The sequence below is a fragment of the Streptomyces sp. NPDC015345 genome (assembly GCF_043078805.1).
Taxonomy (GTDB): Bacteria; Actinomycetota; Actinomycetes; order Streptomycetales; family Streptomycetaceae; genus Streptomyces.
This window is the reverse complement of record NZ_JBIBTX010000009.1, coordinates 56,609-76,667: the sequence shown is the minus strand read 5'-3', so window position 1 is coordinate 76,667 and position 20,059 is coordinate 56,609. Positions and strand designations below refer to the sequence as shown.

The following is a 20,059-nucleotide window of genomic DNA, read 5'->3' as shown; positions in this document are numbered from 1 at the left end:
GCGGCGCCCCCTTTCGGGTGCGCCGCCCCTCACCTGGCCGGACCGGGCTCAGCCTTCGCTGACGCCCAGCTTCTCCAGGATCAGTTCCTTCACGCGGGCCGCGTCGGCCTGACCGCGGGTGGCCTTCATGACCGCGCCGACCAGCGCGCCGGCCGCGGCGACCTTGCCGCCGCGGATCTTGTCCGCGACGCCCGGGTTGCCGGCGATGGCCTCGTCGACGGCGGCGGTGAGCGCGCCCTCGTCCGAGACGACCTTCAGGCCGCGCTTCTCGACGACCTCGTCCGGGGTGCCCTCGCCCTTCAGGACGCCCTCGATGACCTGGCGCGCCAGCTTGTCGTTCAGGTCACCCTTGGCGACCAGCTCGGCGACCCGGGCGACGTGCTCCGGCGTGATCGCCAGCGAGCCGAGGTCCACGCCCTGCTCGTTGGCGTGCCGGGCCAGCTCGCCCATCCACCACTTGCGGGCCGACGCGGCGTCCGCGCCCGCGTTGATGGTGGCGACGATCGGGCCGATCGCGTCGGCGTTGAGGATCGACTGCATGTCGTGCTCGGAGATGCCCCACTCCTCGCGGAGCCGGTTGCGGCGCAGCCGCGGCAGCTCCGGGAGGCCGGCGCGCAGCTCCTCGACCCACTCACGGGACGGGGCGACGGGGACGAGGTCGGGCTCCGGGAAGTACCGGTAGTCCTCGGCGTTGTCCTTGATGCGGCCGGAGGTCGTGGAGCCGTCGTCCTCGTGGAAGTGACGGGTCTCCTGGATGATCGTGCCGCCCGAGGAGAGCACCGCGGCGTGGCGCTGGATCTCGTAGCGCGCCGCGCGCTCCACGGAGCGCAGCGAGTTGACGTTCTTCGTCTCGCTGCGGGTGCCGAACTCCTGCTGCCCCTTGGGGCGCAGCGAGAGGTTGACGTCGCAGCGCATCTGGCCCTTGTCCATGCGGGCCTCGGAGACGTCGAGCGCCTTGATCAGCTCGCGCAGCTCGGCGACGTACGCCTTGGCGACCTCGGGGGCCCGCTCGCCCGCGCCCTCGATCGGCTTGGTGACGATCTCGATCAGCGGGATGCCGGCGCGGTTGTAGTCCAGGAGCGAGTGCGAGGCGCCGTGGATGCGGCCCGTCGCGCCGCCCACGTGGGTGGACTTGCCGGTGTCCTCCTCCATGTGGGCGCGCTCGATCTCCACGCGGAAGACCTCGCCGTCCTCCAGCTGGACGTCCAGATAGCCGTTGAAGGCGATCGGCTCGTCGTACTGGGAGGTCTGGAAGTTCTTCGGCATGTCCGGATAGAAGTAGTTCTTCCGGGCGAAGCGGCACCACTCGGCGATCTCGCAGTGCAGCGCGAGGCCGATCTTGATGGCGGACTCGACGCCGATCTCGTTGACGACCGGCAGCGCGCCGGGCAGGCCGAGGCAGGTCGGGCAGGTCTGGCTGTTCGCGCCCTGCTTGAGGGCGGTCGAGCAGCCGCAGAACATCTTGGTCTTGGTGCCCAGCTCGACATGGACCTCAAGGCCCATGACGGGGTCGTACGTCGCGAGGGCTTCCTCGTACGACACCAGGTCGGTAGTGACAGTCACGGTGAAACTTTCCCTCTCAGCCCAGCAGGACGTCGTCGTCGCCGAGGCGCTTGAGCTCCCGCAGGAGCAGCGCGACGCCGGTGGCGATGGCGGCAGCGGAGACGACGGCGTCCACGAGGCGGAGCGTGTCGTGTTCGCGGCGGGCCAGCTTGGCCTGCTTGAGCACGGAGACCGCGCCGAACGCGGTGGTGCCGATCGACAGATACGTACCGGTCTTGGACTTCTTGAAGCCCTTGGCCTTGTTCAGAGCGCTCACAGCGACGGTGCCTCCTCCAGCAGCGGGTGCCCCCACTTTTCCACGAAGGCGGCCTCGACGGCGGCTCCCACCTTGTACAGGCGGTCGTCCTTCATGGCGGGGGCGATGATCTGCAGTCCGACGGGCAGGCCGTCCTCCGGCGCGAGGCCGCAGGGCAGCGACATGGCGGAGTTGCCCGCCAGGTTGGTCGGGATGGTGCACAGGTCGGCCAGGTACATCGCCATCGGGTCGTCGGCGCGCTCGCCGATCGGGAAGGCGGTGGTCGGCGTCGTCGGGGAGACGATCACGTCGACCTGCTCGAAGGCCTTCTCGAATTCCTGCGTGATGAGCGTGCGGACCTTCTGGGCGCTGCCGTAGTACGCGTCGTAGTAGCCGGAGCTGAGCGCGTACGTGCCGAGGATGATGCGGCGCTTGACCTCGTCGCCGAAGCCGGCCTCGCGGGTGAGCGCGGTGACGTCCTCGGCGGACTTCGTGCCGTCGTCGCCGACGCGCAGGCCGTAGCGCATGGCGTCGAACCGGGCGAGGTTCGAGGAGCACTCGGAGGGCGCGATCAGGTAGTACGCCGACAGGGCCAGGTCGAAGGAGGGGCAGTCCAGCTCGACGACGGTCGCGCCGAGGGACTTGAGCAGCTCCACCGACTCGTTGAAGCGCTGGACGACACCGGCCTGGTAGCCCTCGCCCGAGAACTGCTTCACGACGCCGACGCGCATGCCCTGTACGGAGCCGTTGCGCGCGGCCTCGACGACCGGCGGGACCGGGGCGTCGATGGACGTCGAGTCGAGCTCGTCGTGCCCGGCGATGGCCTCGTGCAGCAGAGCGGCGTCCAGGACGGTGCGGGCGCAGGGGCCGCCCTGGTCCAGGGAGCTGGAGAAGGCCACCATGCCGTAGCGGGAGACGCCGCCGTAGGTGGGCTTGACGCCGACCGTGCCGGTGACGGCCGCGGGCTGGCGGATGGAGCCGCCGGTGTCCGTGCCGAGGGTGAGGGGGGCCTCGTAGGCGGCGAGGGCGGCGGCGGAACCGCCGCCGGAGCCGCCGGGGATGCGGGTGAGGTCCCAGGGGTTGCCGGTCGGGCCGAAGGCGCTGTTCTCGGTGGAGGACCCCATGGCGAACTCGTCCATGTTGGTCTTGCCGAGCAGGACGACGTCGGCCGCCTTCAGCTTCTTGGTGACCGTCGCGTCGTACGGCGGGATCCAGCCCTCGAGGATCTTGGAGCCGACCGTGGTCGGGATGCCCTCGGTGGTGAAGATGTCCTTGAGCGCGACGGGGACGCCGGCCAGCGGGCCGAGCTTCTCTCCCCTGGCGCGCTTCTCGTCGACGGCGCGGGCCTGCGCGAGGGCGCCCTCGCGGTCGACGTAGAGGAAGGCGTGCACCTTCTCGTCGACGGCGTCGATGCGGGCCAGGTGGGCCTCGGTGACCTCGACGGCCGTGAGCTCGCCGGAGGCGATCTTCGACGCGATCTCGGCGGCGGTGAGCTTGATGATGTCCGTCATGTTCTTAGTCCTCCCCCAGGATCTGCGGCACCTTGAAACGCTGCTGCTCCTGGGCCGGGGCGCCAGAGAGCGCCTGCTCGGGGGTGAGCGACGGACGGACCTCGTCCGCGCGCATGACGTTCGTCAGCGGCAGCGGGTGCGAGGTCGGCGGTACGTCTTGGTCGGCGACCTCCGAGACGCGGGCGACCGCGCCGATGATGTCGTCGAGCTGTCCGGCGAAGTGGTCGAGCTCCTCGGCCTTCAGCTCCAGACGTGCAAGGCGGGCGAGGTGGGCGACCTCCTCGCGCGTGATGCCAGGCATGCGGCGATCCTCAGGGGTGAGTGTGCGGGTTGTGACCCCAATCCTATGGGGCCGGGTGGTGTGCCCGTTAAACGGTTTCCCCGCGAGGGCCCGGCGGCCTCGGCCCTCCGCATCGGGAGGGCCGAAGGCGGGCGGTCAGTTCACCACGTGGTCCGACGACTGGGGCTGTGCCACGTCGGAGCCCTCGACGAGCGCCGCCGCCGCTTCCGCCGCCACGTCCGCGGGCCGGCGCCAGCCGCGGGAGCCGCGCGCCCGCAGCCACGCCGTGGTCTCGTCCGGCGGCATCGCCGCGGCGACCAGCCAGCCCTGCACGGCGTCGCAGCCGAGGTCGCGCAGCCGCTCCCAGGTCTCGTCGTCCTCGACGCCCTCGGCGACGACGAGCAGGCCGAGGGAGTGCGCGAGGTCCACCGTGCAGCGGACGATCTCCGCGTCCTCGTTGTCCACGGCGAGCCGCGCCACGAAGGAGCGGTCGATCTTCAGCTCGCTGACGGGCAGCCGCCGCAGGTGGACGAGTGAGGAGTACCCCGTGCCGAAGTCGTCCAGGGACATCTTGACGCCGTGGCCGGTGAGCCCGGCCAGCGTGTCGGCGGCGCGCTGCGGGTCCTCCAGGAGCACGTGTTCCGTTATCTCCAGTTGCAGCGCCCCCGCGGGGACCCCGTGCCGGGCGAGCCGCGCCGCGACCGAGCCCGCGAAACCGGGCGTGTGGACGTCGCGCGGCGAGACGTTCACGGCGACGGGGACCTTCAGGCCCTGCGCCTGCCACTTGGCCACCTGGCCGAGCGCTGACTCCAGGACGTACTCCGTGAGGTGGGGCATGAGGCCGGACGACTCGGCGATGGCGATGAACTCGTCCGGCGGGACCTTCCCGCGCTCGGGGTGCACCCAGCGCACCAGCGCTTCGAGACCCGCCACCTTGCCGTCGAAGCGGACCTTGGGCTGGTAGTGCAGTTCGACGTCGCCCGCGTCCAGCGCCCGCCGCAGGTCGCCCAACAGACCCAGGCGGTCGGGGGTGTTGGAGTCCCGCTTGGACTCGTACACCTCGACGCCCGTGCGGTCCCGCTTCGCCTGGTACATCGCCACGTCCGCCCGCCGCAGCAGCCCCTCGGCGTCGAGCGCGTGGTCGGGGAAGACGGCGAGGCCCGCGCTGGCCTCCAGGACCAGGGTGAGGCCGTCGAGGTCGAGCGGCGAGCCGAGGGCCGCGACCAGTTGGCGGGCCACGCGCGTGGCGGAGGTCGTGGAGTCGGCGATGGGGAGCAGTACGGCGAACTCGTCGCCGCCGAGCCGGGCCGCCTCCGCGCCGCGCGGCAGCGCGAGCCGCAGCCGGTCCGCTATCTGCAACAGCAGCCGGTCACCGGCGAGATGCCCGAGGGTGTCGTTCACCGAGCGGAAACGGTCCATGTCGATCAGCATCAGGGCGGAGCGCGCCCCGATCCGCTCGGCGTCGTCGAGGGCCGTCCAGGTCCGCTCCAACAGCCACTGCCGGTTGGGCAGTCCGGTGAGTGGGTCCCTCAGCTGCTCCTCCGCGCGGGCGCGGGCGATCCACAGGGTGGAGTCGAGCGCGACCAGTGGGATCGCGAAGAGCGGCAGCAGGATCGGCAGGGAGATCGCCACCACACAGATCAGCGGGGCGATGCCGAGCAGCGCGATGCCGAGGAGGCCCTGGCGCACCAGGGCCGTTCGGGTGACGGTGGGCAGGGCGCCGGTGCGCGGCGCGTGGACGTACCAGAGCAGTACGCGCGTGACGACGAGGTAGGCGACGGCGACCAGGGCCACCTCGGGGGCGGTGTACAGGTCCCAGGTCTCGGGCAGCCAGGGCGACTCGGCCGTCGGTGAGGTGCCGAACGCGGCCATCGTGAGCGCGCCCGCGCCGATGCCGAGGATGTCGACCGCGCCGTGCAGCACGCCCTGGCGCCAGCGGTGTCTGCGCGCGGCGCCGACCAGGACGACGACGGTGAGGCTGACCATGCCGGCCGGCACCCAGCCGTACAGCAGCAGGACGGCGACGGTGAGGGCCCCGCCGGAGCCCGTGCCGCCCCACCAGCGGTCCCTGCCGAGGGCGACGAGGTGGCCGACGATGAGGCCGGTGAGCACGGCGAAGGACCAGCCGGCGGCGCCGGAGGGGAACAGCGTGTGCCGGCCCGTGAAAGCCTGGAAGAAGCCGGTGCCCAGCAGGACCGCGGCCGCCGTGACGACCACGACGGGCAGCAGCGGCCAGGCGTCGCGCGGGTCCGGCTCGGTGGGGCCGCCCGCCAGGGCCACGGCGCTCTCCGTGCCGCGTCCTGTGGTGGGGGCCGTCCAGGCCCGCTCACGGGGTTCGATGGCTGTGCTCAGCGCCCCGGCCGAAGACCCGCTCGAGGTGGCGGAATCGGTGTCCTGTGCGGTCCGGCGGCCGCGCAGCCAGGTGCCCGGCGCGTGCCACCGGCGCGCGCGCAGCGGTGAGTCCGGGGCGGCGCTCTCGGTCGGTTCCATTCCCGTCCCTCTCACAGCCGGCGGTGCCCACGCCATACGGACTCGGCCCGGATTCGGCCGCGTCCACAAATCCGTCCCCTCGCTCTCGACGAGCAAGGGGCTGCTCTGCTCCCGAGCCCGTGTCGAGCAGGGGATGCTCCCTTCCAAGCTCTTGTTGAGCAGGAGATACCCCGTTCGCAGCGGGGCACGGCAGGCGCACACCTCAACAGTAGGCCGCAGAAGGCTTCCACGGGCAGCGGTCGACTACGGTTGCCCGAATGCGACCCGGCCACCCGTATGCATCTGGTATGCGCTGAACGGGTGGCCTTCAACCGCTACTCCTCGGTCGGAAGCGCGACTTCCCGCGCCGCGTCCGGTCCCTGTTCCAGCAGCACAACGAAGCCTTCCTCGTTGAGAACCGGAACCTTCACCTGCATCGCCTTGTCGTACTTGGAACCGGGGTTGTCCCCGACGACCACGAACGACGTCTTCTTCGAAACGGAACCGGTCACCTTCGCGCCCCGGGTCTGGAGCGCCTCTTTCGCGCCATCCCGGGTGTAGTGCTCAAGCGTTCCGGTCACGACGACGGTGAGGCCCTCCAGGGGGCGGGGGCCCTCGTCCTCGCCGCTCGACTCCTCCTCCATGCGCACCCCGGCCGCCCGCCACTTGCGGAGGATCTCGCGGTGCCACTCCTCGGCGAACCACTGTTTGAGGGAGGCCGCGATGACCGGGCCCACTCCCTCCGTCGTGGCCAGCTCTTCCTCGGTGGCCTGTTCGATGCGGTCGATGGAGCGGAACTCGCGGGCCAGCGCCTCGGCGGCCACCGGGCCGACGTGCCGGATCGAGAGGCCGGTCAGGACGCGGGCGAGGGGGCGCTCCTTGGCCGCCGCGATGTTCTCCAGCATGGCGAGGGTGTTCTTCTTCGCCTCGCCCTTCTGGTTGGCGAAGAAGGTGACCACCTTCTCCTCGCCGGTCTTGGGGTCGCGCTTGGGCAGGCCGGAGTCCTGGTCGAGGACGTAGGACTTGATGGGGAGCAGCTCCTCGACCTTGAGGTCGAAGATGTCGCCCTCGTCGAGGATGGGCGGCTCGGCGGGCTCCAGGGGCCTGGTCAGCGCGGCCGCGGCGACGTATCCGAAGTTCTCGATGTCCAGGGACTTGCGGCCCGCCAGATAGAAGAGACGTTCACGCAACTGGGCGGGGCACGTCTGGGCGTTGGGGCAGCGGAGGTCGATGTCGCCCTCCTTCATGGGCCGCAGCGCCGTGCCGCACTCGGGGCACTCGGCGGGCATCACGAACTCCCGCTCGGTGCCGTCCCGCAGGTCCACGACGGGGCCGAGGATCTCCGGGATGACGTCGCCGGCCTTGCGGATCACGACGGTGTCGCCGATCAGGACGCCCTTCTTCTTCACGACGTCCTGGTTGTGCAGGGTCGCGAACTCGACCTCGGAACCGGCGACGGTGACGGGCTCCACCTGGGCGTACGGCGTGACGCGGCCGGTGCGGCCGACGCCGACACGGATGTTGATCAGCTTGGTGTTGACCTCCTCCGGCGCGTACTTCCAGGCGATCGCCCAGCGCGGCGCGCGCGAGGTGGAGCCGAGGCGGCCCTGGAGCGGGATCTCGTCGAGCTTGACGACGACGCCGTCGATCTCGTGCTCCACGGAGTGGCGGTTCTCGCCGAAGTACGCGATGAAGTCCCGCACGCCCTCGATGTCGTCGACGACCTTGTTGTGCTTGGCGGTGGGCAGGCCCCATTCGCGCAGCAGTTCATAGGCGTGGCTGAGGCAGTCGATGTCGAAGCCCTCGCGGGCGCCGATGCCGTGCACGACCATGTGCAGCGGGCGGGTCGCGGTGACACGGGGGTCCTTCTGGCGCAGTGAACCCGCCGCCGCGTTGCGCGGATTGGCGAAGGGCTTGTCGCCCGCCTCCACCAGGCGGGCGTTCAGCTCCTCGAACTTCTCCATCGGGAAGAAGACCTCGCCGCGGATCTCCACGAGGGCCGGGACGCGCTCGCCCTTGAGGCGCTGCGGGATGTCCGCGATCGTACGGACGTTCGGCGTGATGTCCTCGCCGGTGCGGCCGTCGCCCCGGGTGGCGGCGCGGGTCAGCCTGCCGTGCTCGTAGGTGAGGTTGACCGCGAGGCCGTCGACCTTCAGCTCGCACAGGAAGTGGTAGCCCGGCGAGCCGACGTCCTTGGCCACGCGGTCGGCCCAGGCCGCCAGCTCGGCGTCGTCGAAGGCGTTGTCCAGCGAGAGCATGCGCTCGCGGTGCTCGACCGCCGTGAACTCCGTCTCGTACGAACCGGAGACCTTCTGGGTGGGCGAGTCCGGCGTCCGCAGCTCCGGATATTCCTCTTCCAGGGCTTCGAGGGTACGCAGGAGCTTGTCGAACTCGGCGTCGCTGACGACCGGTTGGTCCTTCACGTAGTACCGGAAGCGGTGCTCCTCGATCTGCTCGGCCAGCTGGGCATGCTGATCCCGTGCCTCGGCGGGCACAGAGCCTTGCTGTTCGACAGCCACCGTAAAGTCCTCCCGTTACGTCATACCCAATTACTCAGGGTTGTCTGCGAGCGATCTCGCCGCCTTGACGCAGTGGGCGAGCACCGCGCGCGCGTACGCGGGAGACGCCCCCGCGAGACCGCACGACGGAGTGACCACGACCGACTCCGCGAGCGATCCCGGATTCAGCCCCAGCCTGCGCCACAACGTCCTGACACCCATGACGCTACCGGCAGGGTCTGACAATCGGCCGCCCACGCCCGGCACGACACCGGCGAAGAGCTTCGTGCCGCCCTCGACGGCCTCGCCGATGGTCTCGTCGTCACGCTCGGTGAGGAGCGAGGCGTCGAACGAGATCGCGTGGGCGCCGGCGCGGCGCAGCAGCGCGAAGGGCACGTCCGGCGCGCAGGAGTGGACGACCGTCGGGCCCTCGCCCTGTACGGCCAGGACGGCCCGCAGGGTGTCCTCCACGACCTGGCGGTCCACGGCCCGGTGGGTGCGGTACTCGCTCGCCGTCTTGACCTGCCCGCGGAGCACGGCGATGAGCGAGGGCTCGTCGAGTTGCAGCACCACCTGGGCGCCGGGCACCCTGCGGCGCACGTCGGCGAGGTGCTCGCGCAGGCCCTCGGCGAGCGATCCGGCGAGGTCACGGCAGGCGCCCGGGTCGGAGAGCGCCGCCTCGCCGTTGCGCAGCTCCAGCGCGGCGGCGAGCGTCCACGGGCCGACGGCCTGGATCTTCAGCGGGCCCTCGTACCCTTGCGTGAACTCCTCCAGGGCGTCGAGGTCCTCGCCGAGCCAGGCCCTGGCCCGCTTGGTGTCCCGTCCGGGGCGGTCGCCGACGCGCCAGCCGCTGGGCTCCACGCGCGCGTACACGTCGACGAGCAGGCCGGCCGTGCGGCCGATCATGTCGGCGCCGGGTCCGCGCGCGGGCAGCTCGGCGAGGTACGGCATGCCCTCCCGCGGCCCGTCGAAGCTGCCGGTGACGGTTTTCGCGGCCTCGCGGGCGTCCGCGCCGGGCATGGACCCGACGCCGGTGGCCGCGCCCCAGGTGAAGGTGTCGCTCATCGGCCCGGCCGCACCGTCAGGTCGTTGACCTCCGCGTCGCGCGGCAGGTCCAGGGCCATGATGATCGTCGTGGCGACCGACTCGGGGTCGATGAAGCGCGAGGCGTCGTACTCCTTGCCCTCCTGCTGGTGCACCTTGACCTGCATGGCACTCGCCGTGCGGCCCGGGTAGACCGAGGTGACCCGGACGCCGTTGCCGTGCTCCTCCTGACGCAGCGAGTCGGCGAGGGCCTTCAGGCCGTGCTTGGAGGCGGCGTACGCGGACCAGTCGGCGTGGGCGTTCAGACCCGCGCCCGAGTTGACGAAGACCACGTGCCCTTGGGCGAGGCGCAGTTGCGGCAGGAAGTGGCGGGTCAGCTCGGCGGGGGCGATGAGGTTGACGTTGAGCTGGTGGTGCCAGGACTTGGGGGTCAGCTCGCCGACCGGTCCGAGGTCGACGACGCCCGCGATGTGCAGGAGCGAGTCCACGCGCGAGGGCAGCGACTGGTGCCCGAAGGCCCAGGAGAGCTTGTCGGGGTCCGCAAGGTCGCCGACGAGCGTGCTCGCGCCGGGGAACTGGGCGGCGAGTTCCTTGGCGCGGCCCGCGTCCCGCGCGTGGAGGACGAGTTCGTCGCCGCGTGCGTGCAGGCGGCGGGCGACGGCCGCTCCGATGCCGGAGCCGGCCCCGGTGATCACATGTGTTGCCATACCCGCCATGCTCGCATCACTGGGTGCCCTGTCCCGCGGCGGTAGCCGCTAGTGTCTTCGCCTCCAGGTACGCCAGTGCGCCGACGGGCTCCTCGGCGAAGAAGACCAGGTCGGTGAGGGGCAGGGGCAGGAAGCCCTCGTCCTCCATGCGGCGGAACTGCTCCTTGAGGCCGTCGTAGAAGCCCGCGGAGTTCAGCAGGACCACCGGCTTGGTGTGCTTGCCGTGCTTCTTGAGCTCCAGGATCTCGGTGGCCTCGTCGAGGGTGCCGGTGCCGCCGACCATGATCACGATGGCGTCGGCCTTCTCCAGGAGCAGCGCCTTGCGCTCGGCGAGGTCGCGGGCGATCACCATCTCGTGGGGCTCGGCGATGACCCTGGCCTTGGCCGCGAGGAAGTCCACGGAGACGCCGACGAGCCGGCCTCCCGCCTCCTCGACGCCGTCCGCCACGACCTTCATCAGACCGCTCTCGGAACCGCCCCACACCAGGGTGTGCCCGCCCTTGCCGAGCAGTTCGGCGAACTCCCGGGCGGGGCGGGTGTAGCGGTCGTCGAGGTCGGCGGCGGAGAGGAAGACGCAGATGTTCATGCGCCCACGGTACGGTCCGACGCTGACAGCACCTGTCGAGGAGGACACGTCGTGACCAAGGGACACCGGATCACCGTCGAGCAGGGCACGGACCACGTGCGGGTGGTGCACGAGGGGCAGGTGGTGGCGGAGAGCAGCCGCCCGCTGCTGCTGCGCGAGACGGGCTACCCGGCGCGCCACTACCTCCCGCCGGAGGACGTGCGCACCGACCTGCTGACACCCTCCGGGACCACCACGCACTGCCCCTTCAAGGGCACGGCCTCCTACTGGTCGCTGCCGGGCGCGCCGGACGCGGTGTGGGCGTACCGGGAGCCAAAGCCGGAGGTGGCGGCCATCAAGGACCACTACTGCTTCTACGACGCGGAGATCACCGCACGGCAGGGTTAGTCACCGGACGGCGGGGGCGGTCACGGGGGCGGTCACCGGGGCGGCGGAGGCGAACGTCCTGCGGTAGGCGGCCGGTGAGACGCCGAGCACGGAACGCATGTGCTGGCGCAGGGAGTTGCCCGTGCCGAAGCCCGCGCGGTGGGCGACCACGTCCACGGGCAGGTCGCTGGACTCCAGGAGCCGGCGGGCCAGTTCGATGCGCTGGGCGGTCAGCCAGCGGCCCGGCGGCATGCCGACCTCCTCCTGGAAGCGGCGCGTGAAGGTGCGCAGGCTCATGCGCGCGTGCGCGGCGAGCTCACCGAGGGGAAGCGGCTCCTGGAGCCGTTCCAGCGCCCACGCGCGCGTGGCGGCCGTCGTGGCGAGCGTCGGCTCGGGGACGGGCCGTTCGATGTACTGCGCCTGGCCGCCCTCGCGCCAGGGCGGGACCACGCACAGGCGCGCGACACGGTGGGCGACGGCGCTGCCGTGGTCGCGGCGCAGCAGGTGCAGGCAGAGGTCGACGCCGGCGCCGACACCCGCCGCCGTCAGGACGTCGCCGTCGTCCACGAAGAGGACGTCCTCGTCGACGTCGACCCGGGGGAAGGTCCGCCGGAAGTGGTCGGCCTCCTTCCAGTGCGTGGTCGCGGGGCGCCCGTCGAGCAGCCCGGCCGCGGCGAGGACGTACGAGGCGGTGCAGATCGACACCCAGCGCGTGCCGGGCCGCACCCGGGCGAGGGCGGCGGCGAGCGGTCCGGGCAGGACGCCGTCCTGGGTGCCGCCGCAGAGGCGGTCCGTGGGCGGGATCACCACCGTGTCCGCCTCGGCGAGCGCCTCGGGGCCGTGCTCCGCCATCACCTGGAACCCGGCGTCGGTGCGCACCGGGCCGCCGTCCACCGTGCAGACGACGACGTCGTAGAGCGGTTGCCCCTCGGCGTCCTGCGCGGCTCCGAAGATCCGGGGTGGGATGCCCATCTCGAAGGCGTACGCGCCGTCCAGCGCGAGGACCGCCACCCGGTGTCGTCCGTCTGCCGAAGCCATGGCCGAATCCTGTCACATCATGGCCGGACTGCCAGCACTGTGATCGGCGGACCCGTCGCACTCTGGGTCCTCAGGCCGTTTTCGAACGAGGATTCAAGAGGATGATCATGAAGATGCGTGCCGTGAGCCCCCGCGCCTGGGGCGCCCCGGAGAACCTGGTCCCCGTGGAGGTCGACCGGCCCGAGCCGGGCCTCACGGAGGTCCTCGTCCGGGTGCACGCGGCGGGCGTCAACCCCGTCGACTGGAAGACCCGCGCGGAGGGCGCCTTCGGCACCTGGGGCGACACCCCGATCCTCGGTTACGACGTGTCGGGCGTCGTCGAGGAGGTGGGCCCCGGAGTGACGCTGTACGCCCCCGGTGACGAGGTCTTCGGGATGCCCCGCTTCCCCGAGCAGGCGGGCGGCTACGCCGAGTACGTCGCCGCTCCCGCCCGGCGCTTCGCACCCAAGCCCGCGGGCATCGACCACGTCCAGGCCGCCGCACTGCCCCTCGCGGCACTCACCGCCTGGCAGGGGTTGGTCGAGACGGCCGGGCTGCGGGCCGGGCAGCGGGTGCTGATCCACGCGGCCGCCGGGGGCGTGGGGCATCTGGCCGTGCAGATCGCCAAGGCGCACGGGGCGTACGTCATCGGGACCGCCCGCACCGAGAAGCACGACTTCCTGCGCGGGCTCGGCGTGGACGAAGTCGTCGACTACGCGCGCGTGGACTTCACCGAGGCGATCAGCGACGTGGACGTCGTCCTCGACGGGGTGGGCGGGACGTACGGCACGCGGTCCGTGGAGGTCCTGCGCCGCGGCGGCCACCTGGTCACCCTCCCCGACCCCGGGGGCCTCCCGGACCCCGCCCGCGCGCGGGAGCGCGGCATCCACACGGGCTGGACCGTGGTCGAGCCGGACCGCGCGGGCCTGCTGGAGATCGCGCGCCTGGTGGACGAGGGCAAGCTGCGCGCCGAGATCGACACGGTGCTGCCCCTGGAGGAGGCGGCGAAGGCGCACACCTACGGCGAGCGGGGCCGTACGCGAGGCAAGATCGTGCTCCAGGTCGGCTAGGCCGCGTATCGAGAATGCTTGTCGCTGGACCGCGTGGCGCTCGCGTCGGTTCGCCGCCGCGAGCCGCCCGGGACTTGCGGTCGGGGATCAGGTCGGGCTTCTTCGGAACCGTGCAGCGGATTCCGCGTCGACGCAGGCGGTCGCGGTTGGCGTGCACCCGTGAGCCCGCTCCGCTCGCCCTCGGCTCGGTCGTCAGCGCCGTCTGGCCGGGTTCACTTGCTGGTGATGCTCCATGTGCCGTCACCAGCCGCAGCGGCGTTGTTGAGGGCAGCCCACGCGGCGTCGTCGAGCTTGAGGGCGTCGTGGAGGTAGGCGGAGATCGCGTCGGCGACGAGGGCGACGAGGGCGGGGTCCTCATCGGTGGTCTCGGCGGCCATCTCGCCGGCGAGGCCGCCCAGGGTGTGCTCGCCCTCGGCGATGGTGAGCAGGCTCTTCGGGGACGGGCTGAGGTGGTAGGCGTCGGTGAACCACTCCGGTCCCCGGGTGGAGAGCTGGGACTGGTCCTTGCCGCCCGCGATGACCAGGGCCGGGGTGGTCATGGTGGAGTAGTCCGGCCTCATGAACGGAAGGTGTTCGGCGGCGAACGGGGTGAGGGTGTCGCCGGTTCCGGTCGCGGCGATCAGCGCGCCGGCCGAGACCGCGGAGTGGGAGAAGTCCTCTCCGGGAATGCCGTCGGCGTCGAGCACGCGTGCGCCGAGGATCGCGCCGGCGGTCTGGGCGCCCCAGGAATGGCCGACGACCGCGATGCGCTCGGGGTTGACGCGGGTCTCCAGGCCCGCCTGGAGAAAGATGTCGCCGAGGTTGTCGAGGACCGCGTGGAGGTCGGCGATCCGGACGCGCCAGATGGTGGCGAAGCGCGGGTCGTCCCACCCGATGCCGTTGCGGCGGGAGTCCAGGTGGGTGGGCTGCACGACGACGAATCCGTTGGCTGCCCACCTGTCGACGAGAGGCTCGTATCCGTCCAGGGACCATGCGTTGCCGTGGGAGAACACGATGACGGGAAGGTTCTGGCCTGTCAGCGGGGCGGTGACCTTTACCTGGAGGCCGACGCTGCGGCTGGGCGCGGAAACAGTGATGGGCTTGACGGCGACGATCTGCTGGTCGAGATGGCTGGAAGACATGGGAGACCTGCGCTTTCCCCGTGGGATCGCTCTGCCGTACTTTGGCGGAGCACCGTTCCGCCAATTTAGCGGAACATTGTTCCGCGAGTAAAGGGAGAGCCTCGTGCCGGAACCGGCCGGAGTACGTCAAGCACAGGCGCAGCGCACCCGCAGCGGCGTGCTGGCGGCCGCAGCGGCGGTCTTCGTGGACCAGGGCGTGCAGGCCCCCATCCGCGATATCGCCGAACGCGCCGGCGTCGGCGTCGGCACCATCTACCGGAACTTCCCGACACGGGCGGACCTCGTCACCGCCGTCTACCGGCACCAGATCGACACCTGCACCGCACTCGCGCCCCGGCTCCTGGAGGAATCGGCCTCCCCGTTCACCGCCCTGACCCGCTGGGCGGACGCGTTCGTGGAGTTCCTGGTGACCAAGCACGGCCTCGGCGCCGCCCTGGGGTCCGGCGATCCAGGACTGGAGAACCTCCACGCCCTCATGCTCGACACCCTGGTCCCGGCCTGCGCAACGCTGCTCGACGCCTGCGCCGCCGCCGACGAAATCAGCCCGGACATCACCGCCTACACGCTCATGCGCGCCATCGGAAACCTCTGCATCACCGGCCCCGACTACGACCGGGCCGACGCGGAGCACATGGTCGCGACCCTCCTCGCCGGATGCCGCCGCAAGGCATAGCGCGGGCCGGGACGCCTGCTTCGCGCAACATCGCGATGCTCTTGCCTCGATGACCGGAGGTGGCACGCGCGGGTGGTGGGACGAGTGCCGAGGCGAAATCCCTCCGGGTTTCCTGGATGTGGCGGAGCTTGAGCACCATGCCACGAGCGTGCGCACACTCCAGACAGCCCCTATGCCAGGTCTATTTCAGACCGAGGACCACGCCCGCGCGCTGTTCGCCTGCTGACGCCCGCCGCTCACTCGCGGCCTCGTCCCTTCTCCCGCAGGACAGCACGCGGGCGGCCTCGTCCTCGCCCGGACCGGCCGCCGCGAGTGGACACCGCTCGGTCCCGCCGCAGACGCCGACGCCGGCCCGGGGCCAGTCCCGTACAAGCAGCCCGCCCGGAGCATGCCGACAGGTCAGACCCCGGCCGTCGCCCGCTCCGTCGCCGCGATCGTCGCCGAGCCCACCACGCGCGTGCCGTCGTACAGGACGATCGCCTGGCCGGGGGCCACGCCCCGGACGGGCTCGGTGAAGGAGACGTTCAGGGCGCCGTCGACGAGCTCCGCGGTGACCTCCGTCTCGCCACCGTGGGCCCGCAGCTGTGCCGTGTACGTGCCGGGCCCGGTGGGGGCCGCGCCGCACCAGCGGGGCTTGATGGCGGTCAGGGCGGTCACGTCCAGGGCGGCGGCCGGGCCGACCGTCACGGTGTTGTTCACCGGGGAGATGTCCAGGACGTAGCGCGGCTTGCCGTCGGGGGCGGGGGTGCCGATCCGCAGGCCCTTGCGCTGGCCGATGGTGTAGCCGTACGCCCCTTCGTGGGTGCCGAGGACCTCCCCGGACTCGTCCACGATGTCGCCCTCCGCCTTGCCGAGGCGGGCAGCGAGGAAGCCCTGGGTGTCGCCGTCGGCGATGAAGCAGATGTCGTGGCTGTCGGGCTTCTTGGCGACGGCGAGGCCTCGGCGCTCGGCCTCCGCGCGGATCTCCTCCTTGGTGGTGACCGTGTCACCGAGGGGGAACATCGCGTGGGCGAGCTGACGGTCGTCCAGGACCCCGAGGACGTAGCTCTGGTCCTTGGCCATGTCGGAGGCGCGGTGCAGCTCGCGCGTGCCGTCCTCGCGGACGATCACCTTGGCGTAGTGGCCGGTGACGACCGCGTCGAAGCCGAGCGCGAGGGCCTTGTCCAGGAGCGCGGCGAACTTGATCTTCTCGTTGCAGCGCAGGCACGGGTTGGGGGTGCGCCCCGCCTCGTACTCGGCGACGAAGTCCTCGACCACGTCCTCACGGAACCGCTCGGCGAGGTCCCACACGTAGAACGGGATGCCGATGACGTCCGCGGCGCGGCGGGCGTCGCGCGAGTCCTCGATGGTGCAGCAGCCCCGCGCGCCCGTGCGGAACGACTGGGGGTTGGCCGAGAGCGCGAGGTGCACTCCCGTCACGTCGTGTCCGGCCTCGGCGGCACGGGCGGCGGCGACGGCGGAGTCCACGCCTCCGGACATGGCGGCCAGGACACGGAGGGGGCGCTGGGCGGGCTGCGGGGTCTCGGTCAAAGTCATAGCCCTAACAGAGTACGGGCCCGCGGGAACCGGATGCCCGTGAGTAAGCGTTGACGATCACATGGGGGAACCAGAGGCGCAGAAGCCGGGAAGCCGCGGAGTCAGCCGGCGCACCCTGCTGATCGGTGGCGGCGTGGCCGCCGCCGGCACGGCCGTGCTCGCCCAGGACGAGCTGGGGCGGCTGTGGTGGCGGCTGCCCGGGGTCGTCAAGAGACGCAAGGAGGGCGAGGTCGACGCCAAGGGCGCGCAGTGGACCGCCGCGTCGGACTACAACTGGCGGCGCGCCGACCGCCCCGACGACTACGGCATCGACCGCGTCATCATCCACGTCGTCCAGGGCGGGTACGCCACGGCGCTGCGGGTCTTCAAGGACCCGAGCCACGGCGCCGCCACGCACTACGTGGTCCGCAAGGACGGGCATGTGGCGCAGATGATCCGCGAGCTGGACGTGGCGTTCCACGCGGGCAACAGGAGCTACAACGAACGAAGCGTCGGCATCGAGCACGAGGGCTTCGTCGACGACAAGTCGTCGTTCACCGACGCGATGTACGCCTCGTCCGCGCGGCTGACGGCCGGGATATGCGAGCGGTACGACATCCCGGTCGACCGGGAGCACATCATCGGGCACGTGGAGGTGCCGGGCACGGACCACACGGACCCCGGCCCGCACTGGGACTGGGACCGGTACATGCGCCTGGTGCGGGCCGCCCGCGAGGCACCCCGGAAGGCCACCAGGAAGGCCTAGGCGGCACCTTCCTCGCCCTGCGGCTCACCCGCCTGGCTCAGGCCCGCCTAGTTCAGGCCCGCCTAGCTCAGGCCCGCCGAGCGCGCCCGCTCCACCGCCGGGCCGATCGCCGCGGCCACCGCGTCGACGTCCGCCTTCGTCGACGTGTGGCCGAGCGAGAAGCGGAGTGTGCCGCGCGCCAGGGCGGGGGCGGTGCCCGTGGCGAGCAGGACGTGGCTGGGCTGGGCGACGCCCGCCGTGCACGCCGACCCGGTGGAGCACTCGATGCCCTGCGCGTCGAGCAGCAGCAGGAGCGAGTCGCCCTCGCAGCCGGGGAAGGAGAAGTGCGCGTTGGCGGGCAGCCGGCCCGCCGGGGACGGGTCACCGCCGAGGACCGCCTCGGGGACCGCCGAGCGGACCGCGGCCACCAGGTCGTCGCGGAGCGCGCCGATCTCGGCGGCGAAGCGCTCGCGGTGCTCGGCGGCGTACTCCCCCGCGACGGCGAAGGCGGCGACGGCCGGCACGTCGAGCGTCCCGGAGCGCACATGCCGCTCCTGGCCGCCGCCGTGCAGCACGGGGACGGGGCTGTACTCACGGCCGAGCAGCAGCGCCCCGATGCCGTACGGTCCGCCGATCTTGTGTCCGGAGACGGTCATCGCGGCGAGCCCGGACGCCCCGAAGTCGACGGGGACCTGGCCGTAGGCCTGCACGGCGTCGGCGTGCAGCGGGACGCCGAACTCCGCGGCGACGTCGGCCAGTTCGCGGACCGGCTGGATCGTGCCGATCTCGTTGTTGGCCCACATGACGGTGGCCAGGGCGACGTCGTCGGGGTCGCGTGCGATCGCCTCGCGCAGGGCATCGGGGTGGACACGGCCGTGGGCGTCGACCGGGATGTACTCGACGGTGGCGCCCTCGTGCTCCCCGAGCCAGTGGACGGCGTCGAGGACGGCGTGGTGCTCGACGGGGCTGGCGAGGACGCGGGTGCGGGCCGGCTCCGCGTCGCGGCGGGCCCAGTACAGGCCCTTCACCGCGAGGTTGTCGGCCTCGGTGCCCCCGGAGGTGAAGACCACCTCGCTGGGGCGTGCGCCGAGCGACTCGGCGAGTGTCTCGCGGGCCTCCTCGACGGTGCGGCGCGCCCGGCGGCCCGCCGCGTGCAGCGAGGAGGCGTTGCCGGTGACGGCGATCTGCGCGGTCATCGCCGCGATCGCCTCCGGGAGCATCGGAGTGGTCGCTGCGTGGTCGAGGTAGGCCATGGTGCGACGATTCTACGAGCCGTACGGCACCGTACGACCCGGTGGTATCAGCCTGCGAGACCCCAGGACACGGTGCCGTCCATCGAGACGAGCACGCCGAGGACGACGAGGTCGGCCACGCCGAGCCCGAGTCCGAGCAGCGCACGGCCGCTTCGGCCGGTGCCGCGCCACAGGGCGAGGCCCGCGAGGACGATCGCGAGGGGGCCGAGGAAGACGTTCAGGACGAGCAGTCCGAGCAGGCCGCAGACGAAGGAGGCGACGGCCATGCCGTCGGTGTCACGGCGTCCGGTGGGGCGCTCCGGGGCGCGGTCGGCGGGGCGCTCGGCAGCAGGACGTTCGGCGGGGCGCTCAGCGGCAGTACGTTCGGCGGTGCGCTCGGCAGCGCGTTCGGTGGTGAGTGCCATGGTCGGGCTCCTTCCGGCTCAGTGGTGGTGGCGCGTGCGCTCGCGGACCGCGAAGACCGCGAGCCACGCACCGATGGCCAAGGCGGCGACCAGCGTGGCCGGCAGCGGGAGGTGGGCCACTGAACCCATGGCCACACCCAGCAGGAGCAGGGCGGCGACAACGAAGAGCATGAGATCCCTCTCCAATCGGCGAACGCGCCCCCGGAGGCCGGGAGCAGTTCGGTGAACGCTTGTGGTAACAACTGTTCACTGACTTACAGGGTAGCCGCCCCCGCGCTTCCAAAACTCGGAGAACAGTTGTTAACTGCATGTCATGAGTCACACGCTCGGCGTCCGGCAGGCCCAGAAACAGAAGACCCGGCAGGCACTTCTCGACGCGGCGCTCCAGCTGCTCGAGGAGCAGAGCCTGAGCAGCCTCGGCCTGCGTGAGGTCACCCGCGCCGTGGGCGTCGCCCCCACCGCCTTCTACCGGCACTTCCGCGACATGGCCGACCTCGGCGTGGCGCTCGTCGAGGAGGCGCTCGGCAGCCTGCACACGGCGCTCACCGCCCTGCTCTCCGCGACCGGCGACAGCGCGGGCGAGGACGAAGGGGAGGAGCGCATCGCGGCCACCGTCGAACTGATCGCCGCGTACGTCCGCACCCACCCCGCCCACGTCCGCTTCATCGCCCGCGAACAGCACGGCGGCGTACAGGCCGTGCGCGCCGCGATAGGCGGCCAGCTCGCCCTGTTCGCCCAGGAGGTCAGGGACCAGTTCGCCCACGAGCCCCAGGCGGCGGGCTGGGCCGAGGACGATCTGCTGATGCTCGCCGGGATGTACGTCGACCACATGGTGATGACCGCGTCGGCACTCCTGGAAGCGGGCGCGGCGGGCGCCGACCCCGGGGCCGCGGAACGGGTGGCGGCCACGGCGCGCCGCCAGCTGCGCCTGGTCAGTCTCGGCCGCCGCCACTGGCTGGACGAGCGCTGACCGCCGGCGCCCGAACAACAGGGCAGCGCCCT

21 protein-coding genes are annotated in these 20,059 nt (G+C 71.8%); 6 read left to right on the top strand and 15 right to left on the bottom strand.

Features of this window, described 5'->3' with window-relative positions; genetic code table 11:
• Positions 1-48: 48 nt before the first annotated feature.
• The 9 genes from gatB to ACF062_RS31720 form a co-directional block, all read right to left on the bottom strand.
• Positions 49-1,563: an Asp-tRNA(Asn)/Glu-tRNA(Gln) amidotransferase subunit GatB gene (gene gatB / locus ACF062_RS31760; RefSeq protein WP_392143081.1), complete on the bottom strand. Its 1,515-nt coding sequence runs from the start codon at positions 1,561-1,563 to the stop codon at positions 49-51.
• Between the two features lie 16 nt (positions 1,564-1,579).
• The gene (locus tag ACF062_RS31755) at positions 1,580-1,819 is read right to left on the bottom strand and encodes a hypothetical protein (protein WP_223776919.1); all 240 of its coding nucleotides are present in this window, start codon (positions 1,817-1,819) and stop codon (positions 1,580-1,582) included.
• Positions 1,816-3,309: an Asp-tRNA(Asn)/Glu-tRNA(Gln) amidotransferase subunit GatA gene (gene gatA, locus ACF062_RS31750; RefSeq protein ID WP_392143080.1), complete on the bottom strand. Its 1,494-nt coding sequence runs from the start codon at positions 3,307-3,309 to the stop codon at positions 1,816-1,818. Before gatA ends, ACF062_RS31755 begins: the two co-directional genes overlap by 4 nt.
• 4 nt (positions 3,310-3,313) lie before the next feature.
• Positions 3,314-3,610 (bottom strand): Asp-tRNA(Asn)/Glu-tRNA(Gln) amidotransferase subunit GatC, encoded by a 297-nt coding sequence (gene gatC / locus ACF062_RS31745; protein ID WP_010984178.1) that lies wholly within the window; start codon positions 3,608-3,610, stop codon positions 3,314-3,316.
• 135 nt (positions 3,611-3,745) lie between these two features.
• Complete coding sequence (locus tag ACF062_RS31740) at positions 3,746-5,863, bottom strand: putative bifunctional diguanylate cyclase/phosphodiesterase (RefSeq protein ID WP_392143253.1); 2,118 nt, start codon at positions 5,861-5,863, stop codon at positions 3,746-3,748.
• A gap of 530 nt (positions 5,864-6,393) precedes the next feature.
• Complete coding sequence (ligA, locus tag ACF062_RS31735; RefSeq protein WP_392143079.1) at positions 6,394-8,577, bottom strand: NAD-dependent DNA ligase LigA; 2,184 nt, start codon at positions 8,575-8,577, stop codon at positions 6,394-6,396.
• 30 nt (positions 8,578-8,607) lie between these two features.
• Positions 8,608-9,621: a methionine synthase gene (locus ACF062_RS31730; RefSeq protein WP_392143078.1), complete on the bottom strand. Its 1,014-nt coding sequence runs from the start codon at positions 9,619-9,621 to the stop codon at positions 8,608-8,610.
• Positions 9,618-10,316 carry an SDR family oxidoreductase gene (locus tag ACF062_RS31725; protein WP_392143077.1) on the bottom strand — a complete coding sequence of 233 codons (699 nt, stop codon included), beginning with the start codon at positions 10,314-10,316 and terminating at the stop codon, positions 9,618-9,620. Before ACF062_RS31725 ends, ACF062_RS31730 begins: the two co-directional genes overlap by 4 nt.
• Positions 10,317-10,323: 7 nt before the next feature.
• Complete coding sequence (locus ACF062_RS31720) at positions 10,324-10,893, bottom strand: TIGR00730 family Rossman fold protein (RefSeq protein ID WP_392143076.1); 570 nt, start codon at positions 10,891-10,893, stop codon at positions 10,324-10,326.
• 51 nt (positions 10,894-10,944) lie between these two features.
• Between ACF062_RS31720 and ACF062_RS31715 the strand changes: the two genes are divergently transcribed.
• Complete coding sequence (locus tag ACF062_RS31715) at positions 10,945-11,280, top strand: DUF427 domain-containing protein (RefSeq protein ID WP_356580486.1); 336 nt, start codon at positions 10,945-10,947, stop codon at positions 11,278-11,280.
• Here the strand turns inward: ACF062_RS31715 and ACF062_RS31710 are convergent, their stop codons facing one another.
• Positions 11,281-12,297: a GlxA family transcriptional regulator gene (locus tag ACF062_RS31710; protein ID WP_392143075.1), complete on the bottom strand. Its 1,017-nt coding sequence runs from the start codon at positions 12,295-12,297 to the stop codon at positions 11,281-11,283.
• A 113-nt stretch (positions 12,298-12,410) separates the two neighbouring features.
• Between ACF062_RS31710 and ACF062_RS31705 the strand changes: the two genes are divergently transcribed.
• Positions 12,411-13,346, top strand: coding sequence for an NADP-dependent oxidoreductase (locus ACF062_RS31705; protein ID WP_392143252.1), 936 nt, complete (start codon positions 12,411-12,413; stop codon positions 13,344-13,346).
• Between the two features lie 212 nt (positions 13,347-13,558).
• Here the strand turns inward: ACF062_RS31705 and ACF062_RS31700 are convergent, their stop codons facing one another.
• The gene (locus ACF062_RS31700; RefSeq protein ID WP_392143074.1) at positions 13,559-14,467 is read right to left on the bottom strand and encodes an alpha/beta hydrolase family protein; all 909 of its coding nucleotides are present in this window, start codon (positions 14,465-14,467) and stop codon (positions 13,559-13,561) included.
• A 103-nt stretch (positions 14,468-14,570) separates the two neighbouring features.
• Here ACF062_RS31700 and ACF062_RS31695 point away from each other — a divergent pair, with 103 nt between their 5' ends.
• Together ACF062_RS31695 and ACF062_RS31690 are read left to right on the top strand one after the other, a co-directional pair.
• Positions 14,571-15,140, top strand: a complete 570-nt coding sequence (locus ACF062_RS31695) for a TetR/AcrR family transcriptional regulator (RefSeq protein ID WP_392143073.1) — start codon at positions 14,571-14,573, stop codon at positions 15,138-15,140.
• 49 nt (positions 15,141-15,189) lie between these two features.
• The gene (locus tag ACF062_RS31690) at positions 15,190-15,366 is read left to right on the top strand and encodes a Scr1 family TA system antitoxin-like transcriptional regulator (RefSeq protein WP_392143072.1); all 177 of its coding nucleotides are present in this window, start codon (positions 15,190-15,192) and stop codon (positions 15,364-15,366) included.
• Between the two features lie 173 nt (positions 15,367-15,539).
• On the opposite strand, the gene mnmA is transcribed toward ACF062_RS31690, so the two are convergent.
• Positions 15,540-16,670, bottom strand: coding sequence for a tRNA 2-thiouridine(34) synthase MnmA (gene mnmA / locus ACF062_RS31685; RefSeq protein WP_392143251.1), 1,131 nt, complete (start codon positions 16,668-16,670; stop codon positions 15,540-15,542).
• A 67-nt stretch (positions 16,671-16,737) separates the two neighbouring features.
• On the opposite strand from mnmA, the gene ACF062_RS31680 reads away from it, so the two are divergent.
• The gene (locus ACF062_RS31680; protein WP_392143071.1) at positions 16,738-17,421 is read left to right on the top strand and encodes an N-acetylmuramoyl-L-alanine amidase; all 684 of its coding nucleotides are present in this window, start codon (positions 16,738-16,740) and stop codon (positions 17,419-17,421) included.
• A 62-nt stretch (positions 17,422-17,483) separates the two neighbouring features.
• Here the strand turns inward: ACF062_RS31680 and ACF062_RS31675 are convergent, their stop codons facing one another.
• The 3 genes from ACF062_RS31675 to ACF062_RS31665 form a co-directional block, all read right to left on the bottom strand.
• Complete coding sequence (locus ACF062_RS31675; protein ID WP_392143070.1) at positions 17,484-18,653, bottom strand: cysteine desulfurase family protein; 1,170 nt, start codon at positions 18,651-18,653, stop codon at positions 17,484-17,486.
• 47 nt (positions 18,654-18,700) lie between these two features.
• Positions 18,701-18,919: a DUF4190 domain-containing protein gene (locus ACF062_RS31670; protein WP_320591924.1), complete on the bottom strand. Its 219-nt coding sequence runs from the start codon at positions 18,917-18,919 to the stop codon at positions 18,701-18,703.
• 156 nt (positions 18,920-19,075) lie between these two features.
• Positions 19,076-19,228 (bottom strand): hypothetical protein, encoded by a 153-nt coding sequence (locus ACF062_RS31665; RefSeq protein WP_392143069.1) that lies wholly within the window; start codon positions 19,226-19,228, stop codon positions 19,076-19,078.
• 142 nt (positions 19,229-19,370) lie between these two features.
• Here ACF062_RS31665 and ACF062_RS31660 point away from each other — a divergent pair, with 142 nt between their 5' ends.
• Entirely contained in the window at positions 19,371-20,027 is a 657-nt protein-coding gene (locus ACF062_RS31660; RefSeq protein WP_392143068.1) for a TetR family transcriptional regulator, read from the top strand.
• Positions 20,028-20,059 lie beyond the last annotated feature (32 nt).